This window comes from Acinetobacter sp. FY731, from assembly GCF_059515905.1.
In genome coordinates, this window is record NZ_JCAKNB010000001.1 from 124,465 (window position 1) to 140,491 (window position 16,027).

Here is a 16,027-nt window from a genome sequence, read left to right on the forward strand (position 1 = left end):
CTTAACCTTGCTTTATATACTGCTCAAAGGCAGGTAAAAAAGTTTCTTGAACTATAAATTTACAATCATGCCAAGTATAACAACTTTGACGCGTCCATCCTTCATCTAACAAAATAACTCGTCTTTCACATTTAGGATTTGTTCGATCAAATAAAAACATTCCGATTGGTTTACGACCAATATGTTGAAAAATTCGCGCTTTCTTTTGTAGGCTTAAAATAGGAAAGATACTTTTTGCTTTTACCCATGGTTGTTCTTCTGAGCCAAATAATAGGCTTTCACGCACCCATGATGTATGTTGATGTGGCATATCCATCCACTTTGCATCCAAACGTGTCATACGTACAAAACTTTCTTGTGTTGGTTCTACACGAAACTGACCATTTGCTAAATCGGTGAGCTGCTGGGTCAGTGAACCCGATGCATACAACCATTTTTTTAACTCAGGATTAGTTTTTGAATCCTGTATATTAAATTCATGATTGTTTCGCATATTTCCACTGCCTTCTTATATTAAAACCCATCTAAAAAATCATTATATGATTCTATTGATATACATAGTAGAACATATTCTGTCTTTCAAAAGATAAGACTACTTTTTTACACGCTTTTCATCTATTCAAATGCGATATGATCAATAAAATATCTTAGATAGCTTGATATGCGCTTATTACCTTGTGCTTTTCTATTTTTACTTTCAATTGCAAGTGTACCTAGCAGGTAAAAAACGCATTGCGCACAAGAAATATCAAGGGTATTTAATTGGAAAGCACAGCAACGCTTAAATAAAATCAAAAACCTAAAAAGATTTAATCTTGAAGAATAAATCCTTATGATTAAATCTTAGTTTTAAAAGCCACATTTAAGCATTATCTGACTTAGCAATAACTTCATATTGACCATTCTGACCTTTTTGCAGAATAAATCCCTCTGCACTCAAATAGAATGTTTCAGGGTAATTGTATGCAAGTGCTAATTTTGGATTTCTAAGCTCAACAAATTGCGCTTGCTTATATCCCTCTACGGTTCTACCCACTTCCAAATAAGTCACTTCAGAAAAATTTAATTTAAAACCTTGCTCATGATCTTTAGGATCGTTCCAAGGAAAAAAACCTGTATGCTTTTTACGTGGCTTCGCCATAACAATAACTCAATTCTCTTTTGCTTATATTAACTCAATATAGAAAAAACCCGCGACAAGCGCGGGTTTTTTTACAGTGAAATTCGAGAACGAATTACAAGCTGTAGTACATATCAAATTCAACTGGGTGAGTAGTCGTGTTCAAACGACGAACTTCTTCAGTCTTAAGTTCGATATATGCATCAAGCATTTCTTTAGTGAATACGCCACCTTTAAGAAGGTAATCGTGATCCGCTTGAAGTGCTTCAAGTGCCATATCAAGGCTGTGTGCAACTGTAGGGATTTTCGCTTCTTCTTCAGGAGGAAGATCGTACAAGTTTTTGTCAGCAGCTTCACCTGGGTGAATCTTGTTTTGAATACCGTCAAGACCAGCCATTAACAATGCAGCAAAACCTAAGTACGGGTTCATCATTGGATCTGGGAAACGAGCTTCAATACGTTTGCCTTTAGGGCTAGAAACGTAAGGAATACGGATAGAAGCAGAACGGTTACGTGCTGAGTAAGCAAGCATAATTGGTGCTTCATAATGCGGAACTAAACGCTTGTACGAGTTTGTAGAAGGGTTAGTAATTGCATTCAATGAACGAGCGTGTTTAATCACACCACCAATGAAGTACAACGCCATTTCTGACAAGCCTGCATATTCATCACCAGCAAACAAGTTCTTGCCATCTTTAGAGATAGACATGTGAACATGCATACCAGAACCGTTATCGCCAACCATTGGTTTAGGCATAAACGTAGCTGTTTTAGCGTATTGGTGTGCAACGTTCCAAACAGCATATTTAAACTGTTGAACTTCGTCCGCTTTACGAACCATAGTGTTGAAGCTCACACCAATTTCTAATTGGCAAGATGCAACTTCATGGTGATGCACTTCTACACGACCAGGACCCATGATGTCTTCAATTTTTGCACACATATCTGCACGCATGTCATGTGAAGAATCTACTGGAGGAACTGGGAAGTAACCACCTTTAACACGTGGACGGTGACCAGAGTTACCAGCTTCATAGTCTTTACCTGTAGACCAAGCAGCTTCTTCAGCGATTAATGTATGGCGCGCGCCAGACATATCAATATCCCATTTCACTTCGTCAAATACGAAGAATTCTGGTTCTGGACCAAAGAATGCAGTATCACCAATACCTGTAGATTTTAAATATTCTTCTGCACGGCGAGCAATCGAACGTGGATCACGGTCATAACCTTGACCAGTTGAAGGCTCAATTACATCACAAGTCACAACTACTGTTGGCTCTGCGAAGAATGGATCGATAAAACATGTTTCAGCGTCTGGACGTAAAATCATGTCTGATGCTTCGATACCTTTCCAACCAGCAATTGAAGAGCCGTCAAACATTTTGCCGTCTTCAAATGTGTCTTCGTCAATTGTATCTGCTGGGTAAGTTACGTGTTGCTCTTTACCCTTAGTATCAGTAAAGCGAAAATCGACCCATTTTGCGCCACTTTCTTGGATGAGTTGAAGGACCTTGTTCGCCATGCTCATTTTGCTCCGATGTTTTTTGTTGCACTTCTGAAGTGCGTGTTAGTAGTTGACTAGTATTAAGCAATTACCGTACCAACTTTTAAAACCAATGCCAAAATCCAGAATTCCTTAGCAGAAAACATGCAATATGGGCTTGGCTTAGCGCCTATTATACTGTCTGAAAATGGAAATGCACCATATTCACCCACACTTCATCACATTTGTTTGAAAAGATTTTTTGATAGCACTGATTTGGTGCGCTGATTGCTTTAATTTCACAATAACTGATGGATTTTTGAGTATTTTTTATATTTTCATCTAAAACACTTAAGGTAAATTAAAAAATCTTACTTGCCTATCAACGAATAATTAAACACTTATCGAAATATTTTATTGCATCATTTTGGGTCGTTTTCTTTATTTTGAAAGTACCTCCACCTCCCTTAAATTGCACTCACTATTTAGTCAATTCAAATCATAAGCTTTAACAAAGATTGTTATATAAATAAGTCAGCAGGAAATGATTATTTTTTGCTATGATGTTCGGCACTTTCTCTGCTAAATCAAAAATTTGTTATTTAAAGTTTTTTACAAATTACCATTATGCATAGAAAGGTATTTTCCGAATATAAAAGCACAAAATGTGCGTTAATTTCAATAGGTTAAGCTCATGCTCTTAATGATCGACAACTATGACTCTTTTACTTACAACATCGTTCAATATTTTGGCGAATTGAATCAAGAAGTAAAAGTAGTACGTAATGATGCCGTGACATTGGAGGATATTGAGCGATGGCAACCCAAATACTTAGTTATTGGTCCTGGTCCTTGCTCACCATCTGAAGCAGGTATTTCAATTCCTGCGATACAGCATTTTGCTGGCAAAATTCCATTACTTGGTGTGTGTTTAGGACATCAAAGTATTGGACAAGCTTTCGGTGGTGATGTTGTACGTGCAAAACGTGTTATGCATGGTCGTTTATCTGACATGTATCACAGCGATACAGGCATTTTTAGCAACTTACCCTCTCCTTTTTCTGCAACGCGCTATCACTCACTTGTGATTGATCAAGCAACATTGCCAGACTGTTTGGAAGTAACTTGCTGGACCAATGAAGAAGATGGTTCTATGGAAGAAATTATGGGTGTTAAACATAAGACACTACCTGTTGAAGGTGTGCAGTTCCATCCTGAATCTATTCTGAGTGAACATGGTCATCAAATCTTTAAAAACTTCTTAGAAATTTATGCATAATTGAGTTTTATATACATGGATATTCAACAAGCTTTAAGCCATATCACAAAAAACATTCACCTCACTCAACCGCAAATGGAAGATGTGATGCGCACTATCATGAATGGTGAGGCTTCAGATGCACAAATTGGTGCTTTAATGATGGGCTTACGTCTAAAAGGCGAAAGCATTGACGAAATGACAGCTGCTGCACGTGTAATGCGTGAGTTTGCGACTAAAATTGATGTCAGCGACCTGCCTTACCTTGTCGACATTGTGGGTACAGGTGGTGACGGTCAAAACTTATTTAACGTTTCAACTGCATCTGCATTTGTTGTTGCGGCAGCAGGTGCAAATATTGCAAAACATGGCGGTCGTGGTGTTTCAGGTAAATCAGGTTCTTCTGACTTACTCGAGCAAGCAGGAATTAGCCTTGCCCTAAACATGGAACAAACTGAACGCTGTATCCGCGATATTGGTGTTGGCTTCTTATTTGCCCCAAACCATCATAAAGCAATGAAATATGCGGCAGCTCCTCGTAAGGAACTTGGTTTCCGCTCTATTTTTAACTTACTCGGTCCGCTTACGAATCCGGCTGGTGTAAAACGCTTTGTGATTGGCGTATTTTCAAATGAACTTTGCCGCCCAATGGCTGAAGTTTTAAAGCAACTTGGTGCTGAACATGTCATGGTTGTTCACTCTAAAGATGGTTTAGATGAAATTAGCCTAGCATCTCAAACTTATGTTGCAGAACTTAAAGATGGCGAAGTTACCGAATGGATGATTACTCCTGAAGAAGTTGACATTGAATCTCAAACATTAACAGGCTTAACAATTGATAGTCCTGCTGAAAGCTTAGCTTTAATTAAAGCAGCTTTAAGTAAAAAGAAAACTGAAATTGGTGACAAAGCTGCCAATATGATTGCTTTAAATGCTGGGGCTGGTATTTATGTTTCGGGTTTAACAAGCTCTTATAAACAAGGTGTCGCATTAGCACATGACATTATTTATGGTGGGCAAGCACTCGAAAAAATGGAAATCTTGTCAGAATTTACTAAAACGCTCAAACAATACGAAGCTTAAGACGGGAGATAAATCATCATGGTTGATATTGCAAATACCATCTTAGGAAAAATTGTTGATCGCAAAAAAGAAGAATTTGCCTTACGCCTTAAACAGCATAGCTATAAAGATGTTGAAGAGCTGGCACAAGCCGCAACACCTGTCCGTGGCTTTGCTCAATCTTTACTAAGTAAACACCCAGGTGTCATTGCTGAAATTAAAAAAGCATCGCCATCTAAAGGGATTATTCGTGAAAACTTCAATCCTGCTGAAATTGCACAACAATATGAAGATGCAGGCGCTGCATGTTTATCTGTACTAACCGATGTAGACTTTTTCCAAGGTGCAGATGAAAACATTCAAATTGCACGCTCAAATTGCGCTTTACCCGCACTACGTAAAGATTTTTTAATTGACCCTTACGGTGTGATTGAAGCACGTGCTTTACATGCAGATTGTATTTTGTTGATTGTGGCATGCTTGTCCGATCAACAGCTTGAAGAAATGTCTAAAACTGCATTTGAATACAATTTAGATGTTCTAGTAGAAGTACATGATGAACATGAACTTGAACGTGCTTTACGCCTGTCAAATCGTTGTTTATTAGGTGTAAATAACCGCAACCTTAAAACATTTGATGTCGATTTAAATACATCTTTACGTTTAAAAGCTTTACTTGAACCATCACGTTTATTGGTCACTGAAAGTGGTATCGCAACCCCTACTGACGTTGCAATGATGCAAGAAAATGACATTCACGCCTTCTTAGTTGGTGAAAGTTTTATGAAGCAAGCTCGTCCTGATCATGCTTTTAAAGAGTTGTTTGGTATACCGACTTCTATATAAAACAAAAAGCTCGGAATGTTAGCATTCCGAGCTTGCATTATTTTTAAACATTTCTAATAAATCTCTCTGCGTTACATTTAAAGATATATACATTTTTTAACAAAATATTCCATAAAAACAAGATAATTTATTTAAAAATATGGACATTAATAATAGATATCACCATGGTAAATCAACATAACCCTGCATGGGCTCTTTATATTCCTTGGCTAAGTTTAGCTGTACTTGCTTTAAGTTTAGTTTCGCCTCAATTTTTCGGTATTGTTGCCCTACTTTCTATTGGTCTAATCGCAAGTGTTATTTGTGCAGTACATCATGCTGAAGTGATTGCACATAAAGTCGGAGAGCCTTTTGGCACACTCGTTCTTGCTTTATCTGTCACTATTATTGAAGTAGCGCTCATTGTTTCTATGATGCTATCAGGCGGTGAAGAAGCAATGGGGCTAGCTCGCGATACCATTTTTGCCGCAGTTATGATCATTCTTAATGGCATTATTGGTTTAAGCTTAATTGTGGGTGGTCGAAAACATTTAGTTCAAGGTTTTAATCTTGAAGGTGTTACAGCTGCAATTGGCACAATGACTGTCATTATCGTATTTTCTTTAATTTTACCCAACTATGTGACTAGCACAGGTATTGAGGGTATTTACACCCACAAGCAGTTACTCTTTGTCTCTTTCATTACTTTAGCTCTCTTTACCGCATTTACATTGTTTCAAACTATTGGGCATCGCGAATATTTTTTACCTGTTATTGATCCCTCTAAGCCAGAACCAATCACAAAAGATAATAGTCATAAACCAAGTTTAAAAGCGACATATATCAGCTTATTCTCACTCATTGTTTCTTTAATTGCGGTTGTACTTAGTGCAAAAGCAATTTCACCTTCTTTAGAGGCCTTCTTAGGGAAAGCGGGTGCCCCTCTTGCAACTTTAGGTATTCTCATTGCTGCAATTGTTCTTTTACCTGAATTTGGTGCAGCTATGCGTGCTGCAAAAGCCAATCGATTACAATCGAGTTTAAATCTTGCAATCGGTTCAGCTATTGCAAGTATTGGTTTAACTATTCCTGCTGTTGCTATTTTGGCTGTTTATATGGATTGGCCAATTGAACTTGGTTTGGATGCAAAATCTATTGTTCTACTTATACTTTCATTATTTGTTGTTTCGAATTCTTTACGCACAGGAAGCACGACAATATTGCCAGGTATTATTCATGTATTAATCTTTATTACTTATTTATTTATGAGCTTTGTGCCGTAGAAAATTAAAAAAAGATAACTCGTAGCTCAGGATGTAAGCATCCTGACGAGTAAATTATTACCTTATTTTTTACTAGATATCACAAAAATCATAATTCTCTAGCGCATCTGCCCAAATTTTATATTTATTCAATGTTATAAGTTTTAACACAAAATATTTAATTTTTTCCTGATCTAATACGTCTTTTGTCATTTCTTCAACAAATTTAGCTGAAAGATTTTCATCTAAAGAATTACCACTATCAAGGTTACAACAACCATAAGAATCAAATGAAATCCTAGTTAAAAATACTCTTTTATTTATTAAGTCAAAATCTAGAAAAACACAACTATCTATACAACCCAAATAAAAATCAGCTTTTCTTGATGTTGGCATTGATGCTTTAAAAAAATTAAATTTATTATCCATATTTACCCTTGCCTATTACACATTCAATTCTTATTAAATCAAATTATACTTAACCCTTATAATCCCAATTTTATAAAAATACTAATATTAATAAGCAAAATTATCTTTAGTTCAAATCCCTACAAATAACGACTATAATCTTCTAACTTTCGGCTAATCTGCTTATTTCCTAATACTATGAGTAAAAATGATTCCTCCCTTTCTAAAGACCAATTCAACCTACTGAAAGCCTTTAAAAAGCAAATCACCAATCCTCATTCAACAGCAATTAAAAAAGCTGCTGAGGAAAAAGCGCAAGTTCAACCCGAGCCTGAAGACGATATCGAATTATTTCGCAAACAAATGCAAGGTGTCCAAAAAATGGATACGAGCAATATTGCGAAAATTGAAAAATCAAAAACAAAAAAGCCAAACGCTCAAATACTTGCAAAACGTGCTGCTGCTGAAGGCGGTTTAGAAACTAACGACGCTGAACTTTCAGATACTCATGCCATGCTCAACCCAGTTGCTAGCCAAGCAACACTGAGCTATCGCATTGCAACATTACAACATAAAGTTTTTGAAGATTTAAAAGCTGGCAATATACGTTGGTTTGAAGCAGTCGACTTACATGGTTGTACCATTGAAGAAGCACGTATTGCTGTTCTGCAAATTATTCAAATTGCAAAAGATGAAAACCAAAATGTGATTAAAATTGTTCATGGTAAAGGTCCTGAAGCAATTTTGAAAAGTCATGTAAATAGTTGGCTCCGTCAACACAGAGATGTTCTTGCTTTTGTGAGTGCACCTGAAAAACAAGGGGGGACAGGCGCTGTTTTAGTTTTGCTTAAACGTGCTGAAAAGAACCCAAAGTTTAAACAATAATCTGATTTTCCCCTAAAATAAGGCATTGCTATAGTTTTCTGCTACAATGCCGACCTTGTTCAACATCATGTCAAAGTGAACACGTTTATGACTATGCAGCAAAACTACGCAAATATCCTAACCTCTATTGGCGAAGACTTAGATCGCCCCGGTCTAAAAGATACGCCTGCGCGTGCTGCTAAAGCTTTTTCATACTTAACATCTGGCTATCAAAAAACTCTAGAAGAAGTAACCAATAATGCGGTTTTTCCATCAGATAACCGTGACATGGTGCTTGTAAAAAATATCGAATTCTATTCTTTATGTGAACATCACTTATTACCATTTCATGGTCGTGTTCATATTGCCTATTTACCTGAAGGTAATGTTTTAGGCTTATCTAAGTTTGCACGTATTACAGAAATGTTCGCACGCCGCTTACAAATTCAAGAAAACCTAACACAACAAATTGCTGAAGCAGTTCAAGAAGTTACTGGTGCACGTGGTGTTGCCGTTGTTATTGACTCTGCTCACATGTGTATGATGATGCGCGGTGTAGGCAAACAAGAATCTACAACTCGTACGGTTTCTTTCTTAGGTGATTTCAAAACCAATAAAGAAGATCGCCGCGAATTCTTAAGTGCTGTACCTGAAAGTTATTAAGATTTAAATGCCTCACATGTTGAGGCATTTTTTTTGCTAAAATTTTACGATCACTCAATGAATGATCTAAGGATCAAATGCAATGCCTTCAATATTCTTAGCAGGACAAGGTTTAACTCAAAATGAAATCACGGTTGACTATCCACGTCCCGACCGTCTTGTTCAAGGCAACCCTAAACGCTTAACCACTGAATTATACAATCATCCAAATATGAACTGTGGAATTTGGGAATGTGAAGTAGGTGCTTGGAATATCGTATTTTCAGCAAACAAACAAGAGTTCTTTCAAATCATTAAAGGCGTTGTTCGTTTGCATGATGCTGAAACGGGTCAATATGTAGAAATTACCGTTGGCGATGCTGGAGTTATTCCACCATCGTTCAAAGGTATTTTTGAAGTCGTTGAAAAAGTTAAAAAGTACTATGTGGTGGTTGAGGCATAAGTCCCAACATTAACAAAGCTCGTTAAGTTCAACCTGCGATACAAAAACTCGATTACGACCTAAGTTTTTCGCTGCATACAGACTATGGTCTGCAGCATCTAAAAATTTCTGATAATCTAAATGTCCTGCATAAGGCTGTATCCCGATACTGACAGTGAAGGTAAAGGGCACATTATCTGCTGCATATAAAACAGATGCTTCAATACTTTGGCGAATACTTTCCGCAATTACCTTAGAGCGCGTTATATCTGTATCTACAAGTAATACTAAAAACTCCTCTCCGCCAACTCTAAATGCGTAATCACTTCCTTTACTGTATTTCATTAATGTGTCGGCAATATATTTCAGGGCGGTATCACCTGCTGTATGACCAAAGCGATCATTCACCAATTTGAAATAATCAGCATCAATTGCCAACAAACATAATGGAGTATGGTTTTTACGCGCAAGCTCAATTTCTCGAGAAACAACGGTATCTAAATAGCGACGATTCAACAACTTCGTCAATGAATCATTACCCATTTCAATATAATCAGAAACTTGAAAAAGCTGATCTAACAAATGCTGAATTTCTCGGTTTTTTTGACGAATATCTTGAATATATTGATAAATACTGGCTTTATCTTCAGAGTTTCTAATATCTTCAACCAACTCATCAATCTCACTAATAATATTGATGATGACTTTAACTTGCTCTGAACCTGTAAAGGCATAAGATGCTTTATGAACAAACCACAAACCAAATTCAGATTTTGACAAAAGCGAATGAAAGATATTTTCAGGCAGTGAAAATGCTTTAAAAATTAACTCATTTTCCCAATCCAACAAGCTACTACGTTGCTTATCCTTCTGAACAGAAACATCTTGCATGGCAGAAAATAACCGATAACTATGCTTAGCCTCCTGATGAACTTCTGTTTTTTCTTCATAAGAGCGACACATAATTTCTGTTGAAAAGCTCAATAGCTCCACAATATAACCAATCAATGATAAAGCATTATCTTTGGTATATTGTTTTGAAGCTATTTCAAAAATTTTCTTTTCAATTTCACGCACACCACGAATAATCAACCAAGATGGAATACCCACACGTGCATGTACATGCCCAACAAGCTTCTGCTTTTCAACAGCTTCTTTATAGTTTTGATTGATTGCAACACCAAAGCTTTCCAATAACCATTGGTGCAAAGTGTTTTGTAATCGTTGCTGAATTAAATCATCAGAAAAAAATTCTGCCGATTCTTTTTCATCCAGCATTTTTTTATAAAACTCATAAACTAAGGTTGAAGCATGCTGTTGTATAAAATGAAATGCGTCTAATACATCTGATGCATCATAGCTTTTACATAAACTTTTCCACTGTACAGTCAAGTCATTTAAAATTTCGCTATTCATTGACCGTTACCCCAGATCAAAAAAATTAATAAATACGGCGAATTATTCGCTCAACTTTAGAATATCTTTTGCTTTTCATTACCCCATGAAAAACAAAAAAATAATAAATTTTCTTTACTTTCAGATCTTAATTTAACTTCCATAAACCATTTGGTTTACGTTGCCCCAAAATTCCCAACACAAGTACCAAACTTAATAGAAGTAATAAATACCAAGAACCCAATTTACCCCATCCAACCATATGCCAAGCATCAACCTGACTTGGATACAGCCAAATTTTATAAAAAGTACTAATATTTTCAGCAATCCAAATAACAAATGCTAAAAGTACTAATACTGGAAGCATTGGCAGTTTAAATTGGCGATTTTGAAGCATAAAACCCACTTTTGTATTCCAAAAAATTACGATGCTCCATACAAATAAGAAATATCTAATATCAGGAATAAAGAATTTGGTCATGAAGTTTGCATAAGACAAAATAGCCAGCGCCATCATATTCGAAAAACTAGGTAAATACTGAAAATGTACTTGATATAAGCGCAAAGAACGTGCAAAGAAACTGCCTACAGCGGAATACATGAATCCTGCAAACAAAGGAACAGTAAGTATTTTAAAAACAGCGGGTTGTGGATATTGCCATGATGCAATATAAGGACTGGTTAGAAAAATCTCCATCACCATTGCCAAAACATGAAATAAGGCAATCACTTTAGCTTCTGCCCAAGACTCAAGTTTTAAATACAACAAACACACCTGAATGATTAAGGCATAAAACAACAAATAATCGTATCTAAAATATCCAAAATATTCGTGGCTTCCCATACTGGCTGTTAAAGCAAAAGCAACCAATAATAAGATACCAAATAAGGCAGCCGAAGCTGCCTTACATGAAAATTGGATCAACAAACCCAAATTTTGAATCACAGAAAATCCTTATAAATATTTCGCGCTGTATTCATGTACCGTATCAATAAACACTTTTGGTTTTTCAGGATCAACCCATTGCGTAATTCCATGACCTAAGTTTGCGATATAACCCGTTTTTTCACCATTTGCATAAGCATCATCAAGCATTGCTTTCGTTGCTTTTGCGATATTTTCAGGTGTGCCATATAGCGTTGCAGGGTCTAAATTACCTTGTAATGCTGCACGACCATTTACAGTTTGACGCGCCACATTTAACGGCGTTGTCCAATCTAGACCAAATGCATCTGCACCTGTTGCAATCATTGGCTCTAACCACTGCCCGCCACCTTTAGTAAACAAAATGACAGGAATTTTGCGACCATCTTTTTCACGTTGTAAGCCTGCAACAATTTTTTGCATGTATTTCAATGAAAATTCAAGATATTCACGATGTGCTAATGCACCGCCCCAACTATCAAAAATTTGTACAGCTTGTGCACCTGCATCAATTTGAGCATTTAAATAGTCAATAACCGCATCTGCTAAACGATCTAACAAAGCATGTAAAACTTCAGGCTGTGCATACATCATATTTTTAGTAAAACGGAAATCCTTACTTGAACCACCTTCTACCATATATGTTGCAAGTGTCCACGGACTACCTGAAAAGCCAATAAGTGGAACTTGTCCACCTAACGCAGAACGAATAGTAGACACTGCATTCATCACATAATCTAAATCAGATTTTGCATTGAATTTTGGAAGATTCGCAACATCTTGTTCTGTACGTACTGTTTTATGAAACTTAGGGCCTTCACCTGCCTCAAAGTACAAACCCAAACCTAAAGCATCAGGTACAGTTAAAATATCTGAAAATAAAATTGCCGCATCAAGTTCATAGCGACGCAAAGGCTGAAGCGTAACTTCGCAAGCAAACTCTGTGTTTTTACATAAAGAAAGGAAATCACCTGCCTTAGCACGTGTTTCACGATATTCTGGTAAATAACGGCCCGCTTGTCGCATCATCCATACTGGTGTTGTATCTACAGGTTCACGCAATAAAGCACGTAGAAAACGATCATTTTTTAAGGTCGTCATTTACTTTCCTAATTGATTTTTAATCTTCCAAGCATCATAACAAAAAGGTCTAAGATTTAATAATCTGTCTGTATGTTAAAATTCGATTGTTATAAATGATAAAACTGATATTTAGTCAAAACATTTACTGCAACACCTGTTTTTTTCTGTAATACTTGTGTTGTTTTTTCACAATGTTAATGAATTATTCTTAAGGTTGAATTACATGTTCGTTCGCTCAATACTTGCAATGAGTTTAAGCTGCATATTTGCTGGTTCTGCAATTGCGGCATCAACTGCTGAACAAGCATTAAATCCTCAAAAGATTAAAGATATTGCTATTGAAGATCCTATCGATCCTTTAGCAATAAGCAAGTCAGCAGAGCAAGCATCTTCGGAAGCAAAAATAACCCCACAAGAACAACAAGATTTAAATCAAGCCTCTGAAACACTTGATAATCTTCAAAACACTGAAGACGATTCAGCTGCTATCGGCACTGCACCATCTTCACCAACAAAGTCTGTTCCTGCTAGCACAACATATAAAGGTCCTTGGTCTTTAGACAGCCTAAATAATGCTAAATGGGAAGACTTAGGCCGTGGTCAATTCCCAATGTACGCACGTGCACATGTCATGTTAAACAATGCACATGCTTCACCTGGCGCAATTGATGGCTCAAGTGGTAAAAATACTCTAAAAGCAATTGCTTCTTTCCAACAAATGAATGGTTTGAAAGCAACAGGAATTCTGACTCAAGAAACTTGGGATGCTTTAGTTAAAAATCAAGGTTCTAAACCTACATACGTGGAATACACCATTACTGCTGCTGACCTTAAAGGGCCATACGCAAAATCTATTCCGAGTGACTATGCACTTCAAGCAAAAATGCCTGGTTTGTACTACACACGCGTAACAGAAATGTTAGGTGAAAAATTCCATATGGATGAAGAATTCTTGAAAAAGATCAATCCAAATGCGAATTTTAATAAAGTTGGCGAAAAAATTATTGTTTCAAGTGTACGTAATCAATTACCTGAAGATATTCATTTAATTGTTGCGCATAAAGGTGCAAAACAACTTTATTTATTCAACAGCAAAAATAAGATGATTGCATCTTTCCCTGCAACCATTGGTAGCTCAGATACACCTTCTCCAACAGGCACGTATAAAGTAACTGGCGTAGCACCAAACCCTTGGTATAGCTACTCACCAAGTAACTTTGTACAAGGTAAAAACTTAAAACCACTTTCTTTACCACCTGGTCCTAATGGTCCTGTAGGTAATATTTGGATTGGTTTAAGCAAAAAATCATTTGGTATTCATGGAACACCAAATCCTTCTGCTATCTCTAAAACAGCTTCACATGGTTGCATTCGCTTAACCAACTGGGATGCTAACGACTTAGGCAAAAAAGTTCGCTCAGGCGTAACAGTAAAGTTCTTAGAATAATGAAATAGTGATATAAAAAAGCCTGCTCTTATGCAGGCTTTTTTATATTCATACACTATCATTCTAGAAATAGAACAATATGTCGCTTTTTATCAATATAAAAGAACAATCTAAAGCCTTAAAATAACTTCAAGTTCAAATAATAATGGGGTATTCACATGAATGCTTATTTACATCGTAGTGAAGATCGTGGGCATGTCAAAATGGCTTGGTTAGACACCAAGCACAGTTTTTCATTTGGTAGTTGGCACAACCCTAAATATATGGGTGTAAGTGCATTACGTGTCATTAATGATGACACTATTGATGCCCATCGAGGTTTTGGCACGCACCCCCATGACAATATGGAAATTTTAACTTGTGTCTTAGACGGTACAATTTCGCATAAAGACAGCATGGGCAATGCTGGAGGAATTTCCGCAGGCGAATGGCAATTAATGAGTGCTGGCACAGGTGTTCAGCATAGTGAAATGAATGATGGTGATCATCCTGTTCATCTACTCCAAATTTGGATTCATCCAGATGTTCGTAACGCTGAGCCTACCTATCAACAAATTAAATTAGATCCTAAAGATCAGCCGAACCAATGGCATTTAATTGTTGGACCAAACGACAATGCGCCTATGCATATTCGTCAGCAAGCCGAAGTTAAAACGGCTGTGCTAGAACAAGGCTTATCTTTAGAAATAAAGGCAACTCAAGTTTTGAATTATATTCATGTGATTCGTGGTGAAGTTCAAATTGAAGAGCATATTGTAAAAGCTGGTGATGCTTTACTTTTCCGAGATAATGCAAAAATTACAGCAAACGAAGAAAGTCAGTTTATTTGGTTTGATTTACCAGAAAAATAAAATCTCTAAAGATTTTAAAAGGCTCCTAGGAGCCTTTTTTACATTCCACATTGGAATGCAAATATACAATTTAAACATCCACGTTAAGTTAGCTTTCACACTATTATCTTTGTATTTATCTGAAATTAATCCGCTATATCCTAATGAAGCAGATACATTATTTTTTAATTTAATTTCTTAAATTAAAAATTGCACCATTAGGTGAAAACGGCACAGCATTTACCTCAAAAGAATTCCCTCCACTAAAGAATGCTAAATTCGCATCATTATTTCAATTTCCATAATAGTGTTGCCAACCCAATATTCCTTTTACTATCATTGTATTTGTATCACCAAGTTTTATTTGACTAGCGAAATGAATCCCTAGCGTAGACGTACTCAAATCTGTATTTTGTTTTTTATTTCTAACGCTGCCGCCCCACCACTCGCTCTTGCTCTTTTGGAATCAAAGTTCACATAACTTAAGTTAATAAATAGCTCAATTAATCCTAAACAAAATCTTATGATTACAACACATGGCTTTCGCTCTACATTCAGAGATTGATCTTCTGATATAACAGATTACCTTCATGAAATATGTGAACACGCCTTAGCTCATAAACCACCTGATGATGTTGAAGCTGCTTATTTACGTGGTGCATATCTCTTTAAAAGTGTAAAAACCTGATAGCAGATTAAGCTAACTAAATATTGTAGCTAATATTATGTTAACCCCTTTTAGGTAGATAAGCCGAGTTTTGAATCATTATTTTTCATTAGATCCTATTTACTTTGCAACACAGTGGTTTGAAAGACAAATTGTTCCTCATTAAACCGCTGAACACCACCTATTTTAAATTCTTCAGGATATCGTTTGCTACTGCTCATAAACACCTCTTCAATTAGCTATTTTATCTAACTAAAGAGTGTCTACAAAATCGAAGGCTATTCAGTTTGGACTTGGATTCCACTCTGTCG

General features: G+C 36.4%; 17 protein-coding genes and 1 pseudogene. 10 read left to right on the top strand and 8 right to left on the bottom strand.

Features of this window, described 5'->3' with window-relative positions; genetic code table 11:
- Position 1 precedes the first annotated feature (1 nt).
- The 4 genes from AC5YC8_RS00660 to AC5YC8_RS00675 form a co-directional block, all read right to left on the bottom strand.
- Positions 2-493: a chorismate--pyruvate lyase family protein gene (locus AC5YC8_RS00660; protein ID WP_496116624.1), complete on the bottom strand. Its 492-nt coding sequence runs from the start codon at positions 491-493 to the stop codon at positions 2-4.
- Positions 494-862: 369 nt separating this feature from the next.
- Complete coding sequence (locus AC5YC8_RS00665; RefSeq protein WP_496163226.1) at positions 863-1,141, bottom strand: hypothetical protein; 279 nt, start codon at positions 1,139-1,141, stop codon at positions 863-865.
- Between the two features lie 94 nt (positions 1,142-1,235).
- Positions 1,236-2,651 (bottom strand): type I glutamate--ammonia ligase, encoded by a 1,416-nt coding sequence (gene glnA / locus AC5YC8_RS00670; protein WP_496116621.1) that lies wholly within the window; start codon positions 2,649-2,651, stop codon positions 1,236-1,238.
- A gap of 56 nt (positions 2,652-2,707) precedes the next feature.
- Positions 2,708-2,839, bottom strand: coding sequence for a hypothetical protein (locus AC5YC8_RS00675; protein WP_496116620.1), 132 nt, complete (start codon positions 2,837-2,839; stop codon positions 2,708-2,710).
- A 461-nt stretch (positions 2,840-3,300) separates the two neighbouring features.
- Between AC5YC8_RS00675 and AC5YC8_RS00680 the strand changes: the two genes are divergently transcribed.
- The 4 genes from AC5YC8_RS00680 (at position 3,301) to AC5YC8_RS00695 (ending at position 7,034) form a co-directional block, all read left to right on the top strand.
- Entirely contained in the window at positions 3,301-3,885 is a 585-nt protein-coding gene (locus AC5YC8_RS00680; protein WP_496116619.1) for an anthranilate synthase component II, read from the top strand.
- Positions 3,886-3,900: 15 nt separating this feature from the next.
- Complete coding sequence (gene trpD, locus AC5YC8_RS00685; RefSeq protein ID WP_496163227.1) at positions 3,901-4,947, top strand: anthranilate phosphoribosyltransferase; 1,047 nt, start codon at positions 3,901-3,903, stop codon at positions 4,945-4,947.
- Positions 4,948-4,965: 18 nt separating this feature from the next.
- Positions 4,966-5,772: an indole-3-glycerol phosphate synthase TrpC gene (gene trpC, locus AC5YC8_RS00690; RefSeq protein ID WP_496163228.1), complete on the top strand. Its 807-nt coding sequence runs from the start codon at positions 4,966-4,968 to the stop codon at positions 5,770-5,772.
- A gap of 164 nt (positions 5,773-5,936) precedes the next feature.
- Positions 5,937-7,034, top strand: coding sequence for a calcium:cation antiporter (locus tag AC5YC8_RS00695; protein ID WP_496163229.1), 1,098 nt, complete (start codon positions 5,937-5,939; stop codon positions 7,032-7,034).
- Between the two features lie 72 nt (positions 7,035-7,106).
- On the opposite strand, the gene AC5YC8_RS00700 is transcribed toward AC5YC8_RS00695, so the two are convergent.
- Positions 7,107-7,442 carry a hypothetical protein gene (locus AC5YC8_RS00700; protein ID WP_496163230.1) on the bottom strand — a complete coding sequence of 112 codons (336 nt, stop codon included), beginning with the start codon at positions 7,440-7,442 and terminating at the stop codon, positions 7,107-7,109.
- 177 nt (positions 7,443-7,619) lie between these two features.
- Between AC5YC8_RS00700 and AC5YC8_RS00705 the strand changes: the two genes are divergently transcribed.
- The 3 genes from AC5YC8_RS00705 to AC5YC8_RS00715 all read left to right on the top strand — a co-directional run bounded on the left by AC5YC8_RS00705 (position 7,620) and on the right by AC5YC8_RS00715 (position 9,390).
- The gene (locus tag AC5YC8_RS00705; protein ID WP_496163231.1) at positions 7,620-8,306 is read left to right on the top strand and encodes a Smr/MutS family protein; all 687 of its coding nucleotides are present in this window, start codon (positions 7,620-7,622) and stop codon (positions 8,304-8,306) included.
- Positions 8,307-8,399: 93 nt separating this feature from the next.
- A complete protein-coding gene (folE, locus tag AC5YC8_RS00710) occupies positions 8,400-8,948 on the top strand; it encodes a GTP cyclohydrolase I FolE (RefSeq protein WP_496116786.1) in 549 nt (182 codons plus the stop codon).
- 82 nt (positions 8,949-9,030) lie between these two features.
- Positions 9,031-9,390 (top strand): cupin domain-containing protein, encoded by a 360-nt coding sequence (locus AC5YC8_RS00715; protein ID WP_496163232.1) that lies wholly within the window; start codon positions 9,031-9,033, stop codon positions 9,388-9,390.
- Between the two features lie 9 nt (positions 9,391-9,399).
- Here the strand turns inward: AC5YC8_RS00715 and AC5YC8_RS00720 are convergent, their stop codons facing one another.
- The 3 genes from AC5YC8_RS00720 to hemE all read right to left on the bottom strand — a co-directional run bounded on the left by AC5YC8_RS00720 (position 9,400) and on the right by hemE (position 12,790).
- Positions 9,400-10,785, bottom strand: coding sequence for a diguanylate cyclase (locus AC5YC8_RS00720; protein WP_496116611.1), 1,386 nt, complete (start codon positions 10,783-10,785; stop codon positions 9,400-9,402).
- A gap of 127 nt (positions 10,786-10,912) precedes the next feature.
- On the bottom strand, positions 10,913-11,707 hold the full coding sequence (locus AC5YC8_RS00725) for a DUF817 family protein (protein ID WP_496116785.1): 795 nt from the start codon (positions 11,705-11,707) through the stop codon (positions 10,913-10,915).
- Positions 11,708-11,719: 12 nt separating this feature from the next.
- Positions 11,720-12,790: a uroporphyrinogen decarboxylase gene (hemE, locus tag AC5YC8_RS00730; RefSeq protein ID WP_496116610.1), complete on the bottom strand. Its 1,071-nt coding sequence runs from the start codon at positions 12,788-12,790 to the stop codon at positions 11,720-11,722.
- A 205-nt stretch (positions 12,791-12,995) separates the two neighbouring features.
- Between hemE and AC5YC8_RS00735 the strand changes: the two genes are divergently transcribed.
- The 3 genes and pseudogenes from AC5YC8_RS00735 to AC5YC8_RS00745 all read left to right on the top strand — a co-directional run.
- Positions 12,996-14,219 carry a L,D-transpeptidase family protein gene (locus AC5YC8_RS00735; RefSeq protein ID WP_496116608.1) on the top strand — a complete coding sequence of 408 codons (1,224 nt, stop codon included), beginning with the start codon at positions 12,996-12,998 and terminating at the stop codon, positions 14,217-14,219.
- A gap of 158 nt (positions 14,220-14,377) precedes the next feature.
- Positions 14,378-15,070 (top strand): pirin family protein, encoded by a 693-nt coding sequence (locus AC5YC8_RS00740; RefSeq protein WP_496116607.1) that lies wholly within the window; start codon positions 14,378-14,380, stop codon positions 15,068-15,070.
- Between the two features lie 481 nt (positions 15,071-15,551).
- Positions 15,552-15,737 (top strand): annotated as a pseudogene (locus AC5YC8_RS00745) (tyrosine-type recombinase/integrase); the annotation flags it as partial.
- Positions 15,738-16,027 lie beyond the last annotated feature (290 nt).

What these genes read in the sequence shown, in the direction of transcription:
- AC5YC8_RS00660 (WP_496116624.1), bottom strand. Translation starts at nt 493, where the DNA reads ATGCGAAACAATCATGAATTTAATATACAGGATTCAAAAACTAATCCT.
- AC5YC8_RS00665 (WP_496163226.1), bottom strand. Translation starts at nt 1,141, where the DNA reads ATGGCGAAGCCACGTAAAAAGCATACAGGTTTTTTTCCTTGGAACGAT.
- glnA (WP_496116621.1), bottom strand. Translation starts at nt 2,651, where the DNA reads ATGAGCATGGCGAACAAGGTCCTTCAACTCATCCAAGAAAGTGGCGCA.
- AC5YC8_RS00680 (WP_496116619.1), top strand. Translation starts at nt 3,301, where the DNA reads ATGCTCTTAATGATCGACAACTATGACTCTTTTACTTACAACATCGTT.
- trpD (WP_496163227.1), top strand. Translation starts at nt 3,901, where the DNA reads ATGGATATTCAACAAGCTTTAAGCCATATCACAAAAAACATTCACCTC.
- trpC (WP_496163228.1), top strand. Translation starts at nt 4,966, where the DNA reads ATGGTTGATATTGCAAATACCATCTTAGGAAAAATTGTTGATCGCAAA.
- AC5YC8_RS00695 (WP_496163229.1), top strand. Translation starts at nt 5,937, where the DNA reads ATGGTAAATCAACATAACCCTGCATGGGCTCTTTATATTCCTTGGCTA.
- AC5YC8_RS00700 (WP_496163230.1), bottom strand. Translation starts at nt 7,442, where the DNA reads ATGGATAATAAATTTAATTTTTTTAAAGCATCAATGCCAACATCAAGA.
- AC5YC8_RS00705 (WP_496163231.1), top strand. Translation starts at nt 7,620, where the DNA reads ATGAGTAAAAATGATTCCTCCCTTTCTAAAGACCAATTCAACCTACTG.
- folE (WP_496116786.1), top strand. Translation starts at nt 8,400, where the DNA reads ATGCAGCAAAACTACGCAAATATCCTAACCTCTATTGGCGAAGACTTA.
- AC5YC8_RS00715 (WP_496163232.1), top strand. Translation starts at nt 9,031, where the DNA reads ATGCCTTCAATATTCTTAGCAGGACAAGGTTTAACTCAAAATGAAATC.
- AC5YC8_RS00720 (WP_496116611.1), bottom strand. Translation starts at nt 10,785, where the DNA reads ATGAATAGCGAAATTTTAAATGACTTGACTGTACAGTGGAAAAGTTTA.
- hemE (WP_496116610.1), bottom strand. Translation starts at nt 12,790, where the DNA reads ATGACGACCTTAAAAAATGATCGTTTTCTACGTGCTTTATTGCGTGAA.
- AC5YC8_RS00735 (WP_496116608.1), top strand. Translation starts at nt 12,996, where the DNA reads ATGTTCGTTCGCTCAATACTTGCAATGAGTTTAAGCTGCATATTTGCT.
- AC5YC8_RS00740 (WP_496116607.1), top strand. Translation starts at nt 14,378, where the DNA reads ATGAATGCTTATTTACATCGTAGTGAAGATCGTGGGCATGTCAAAATG.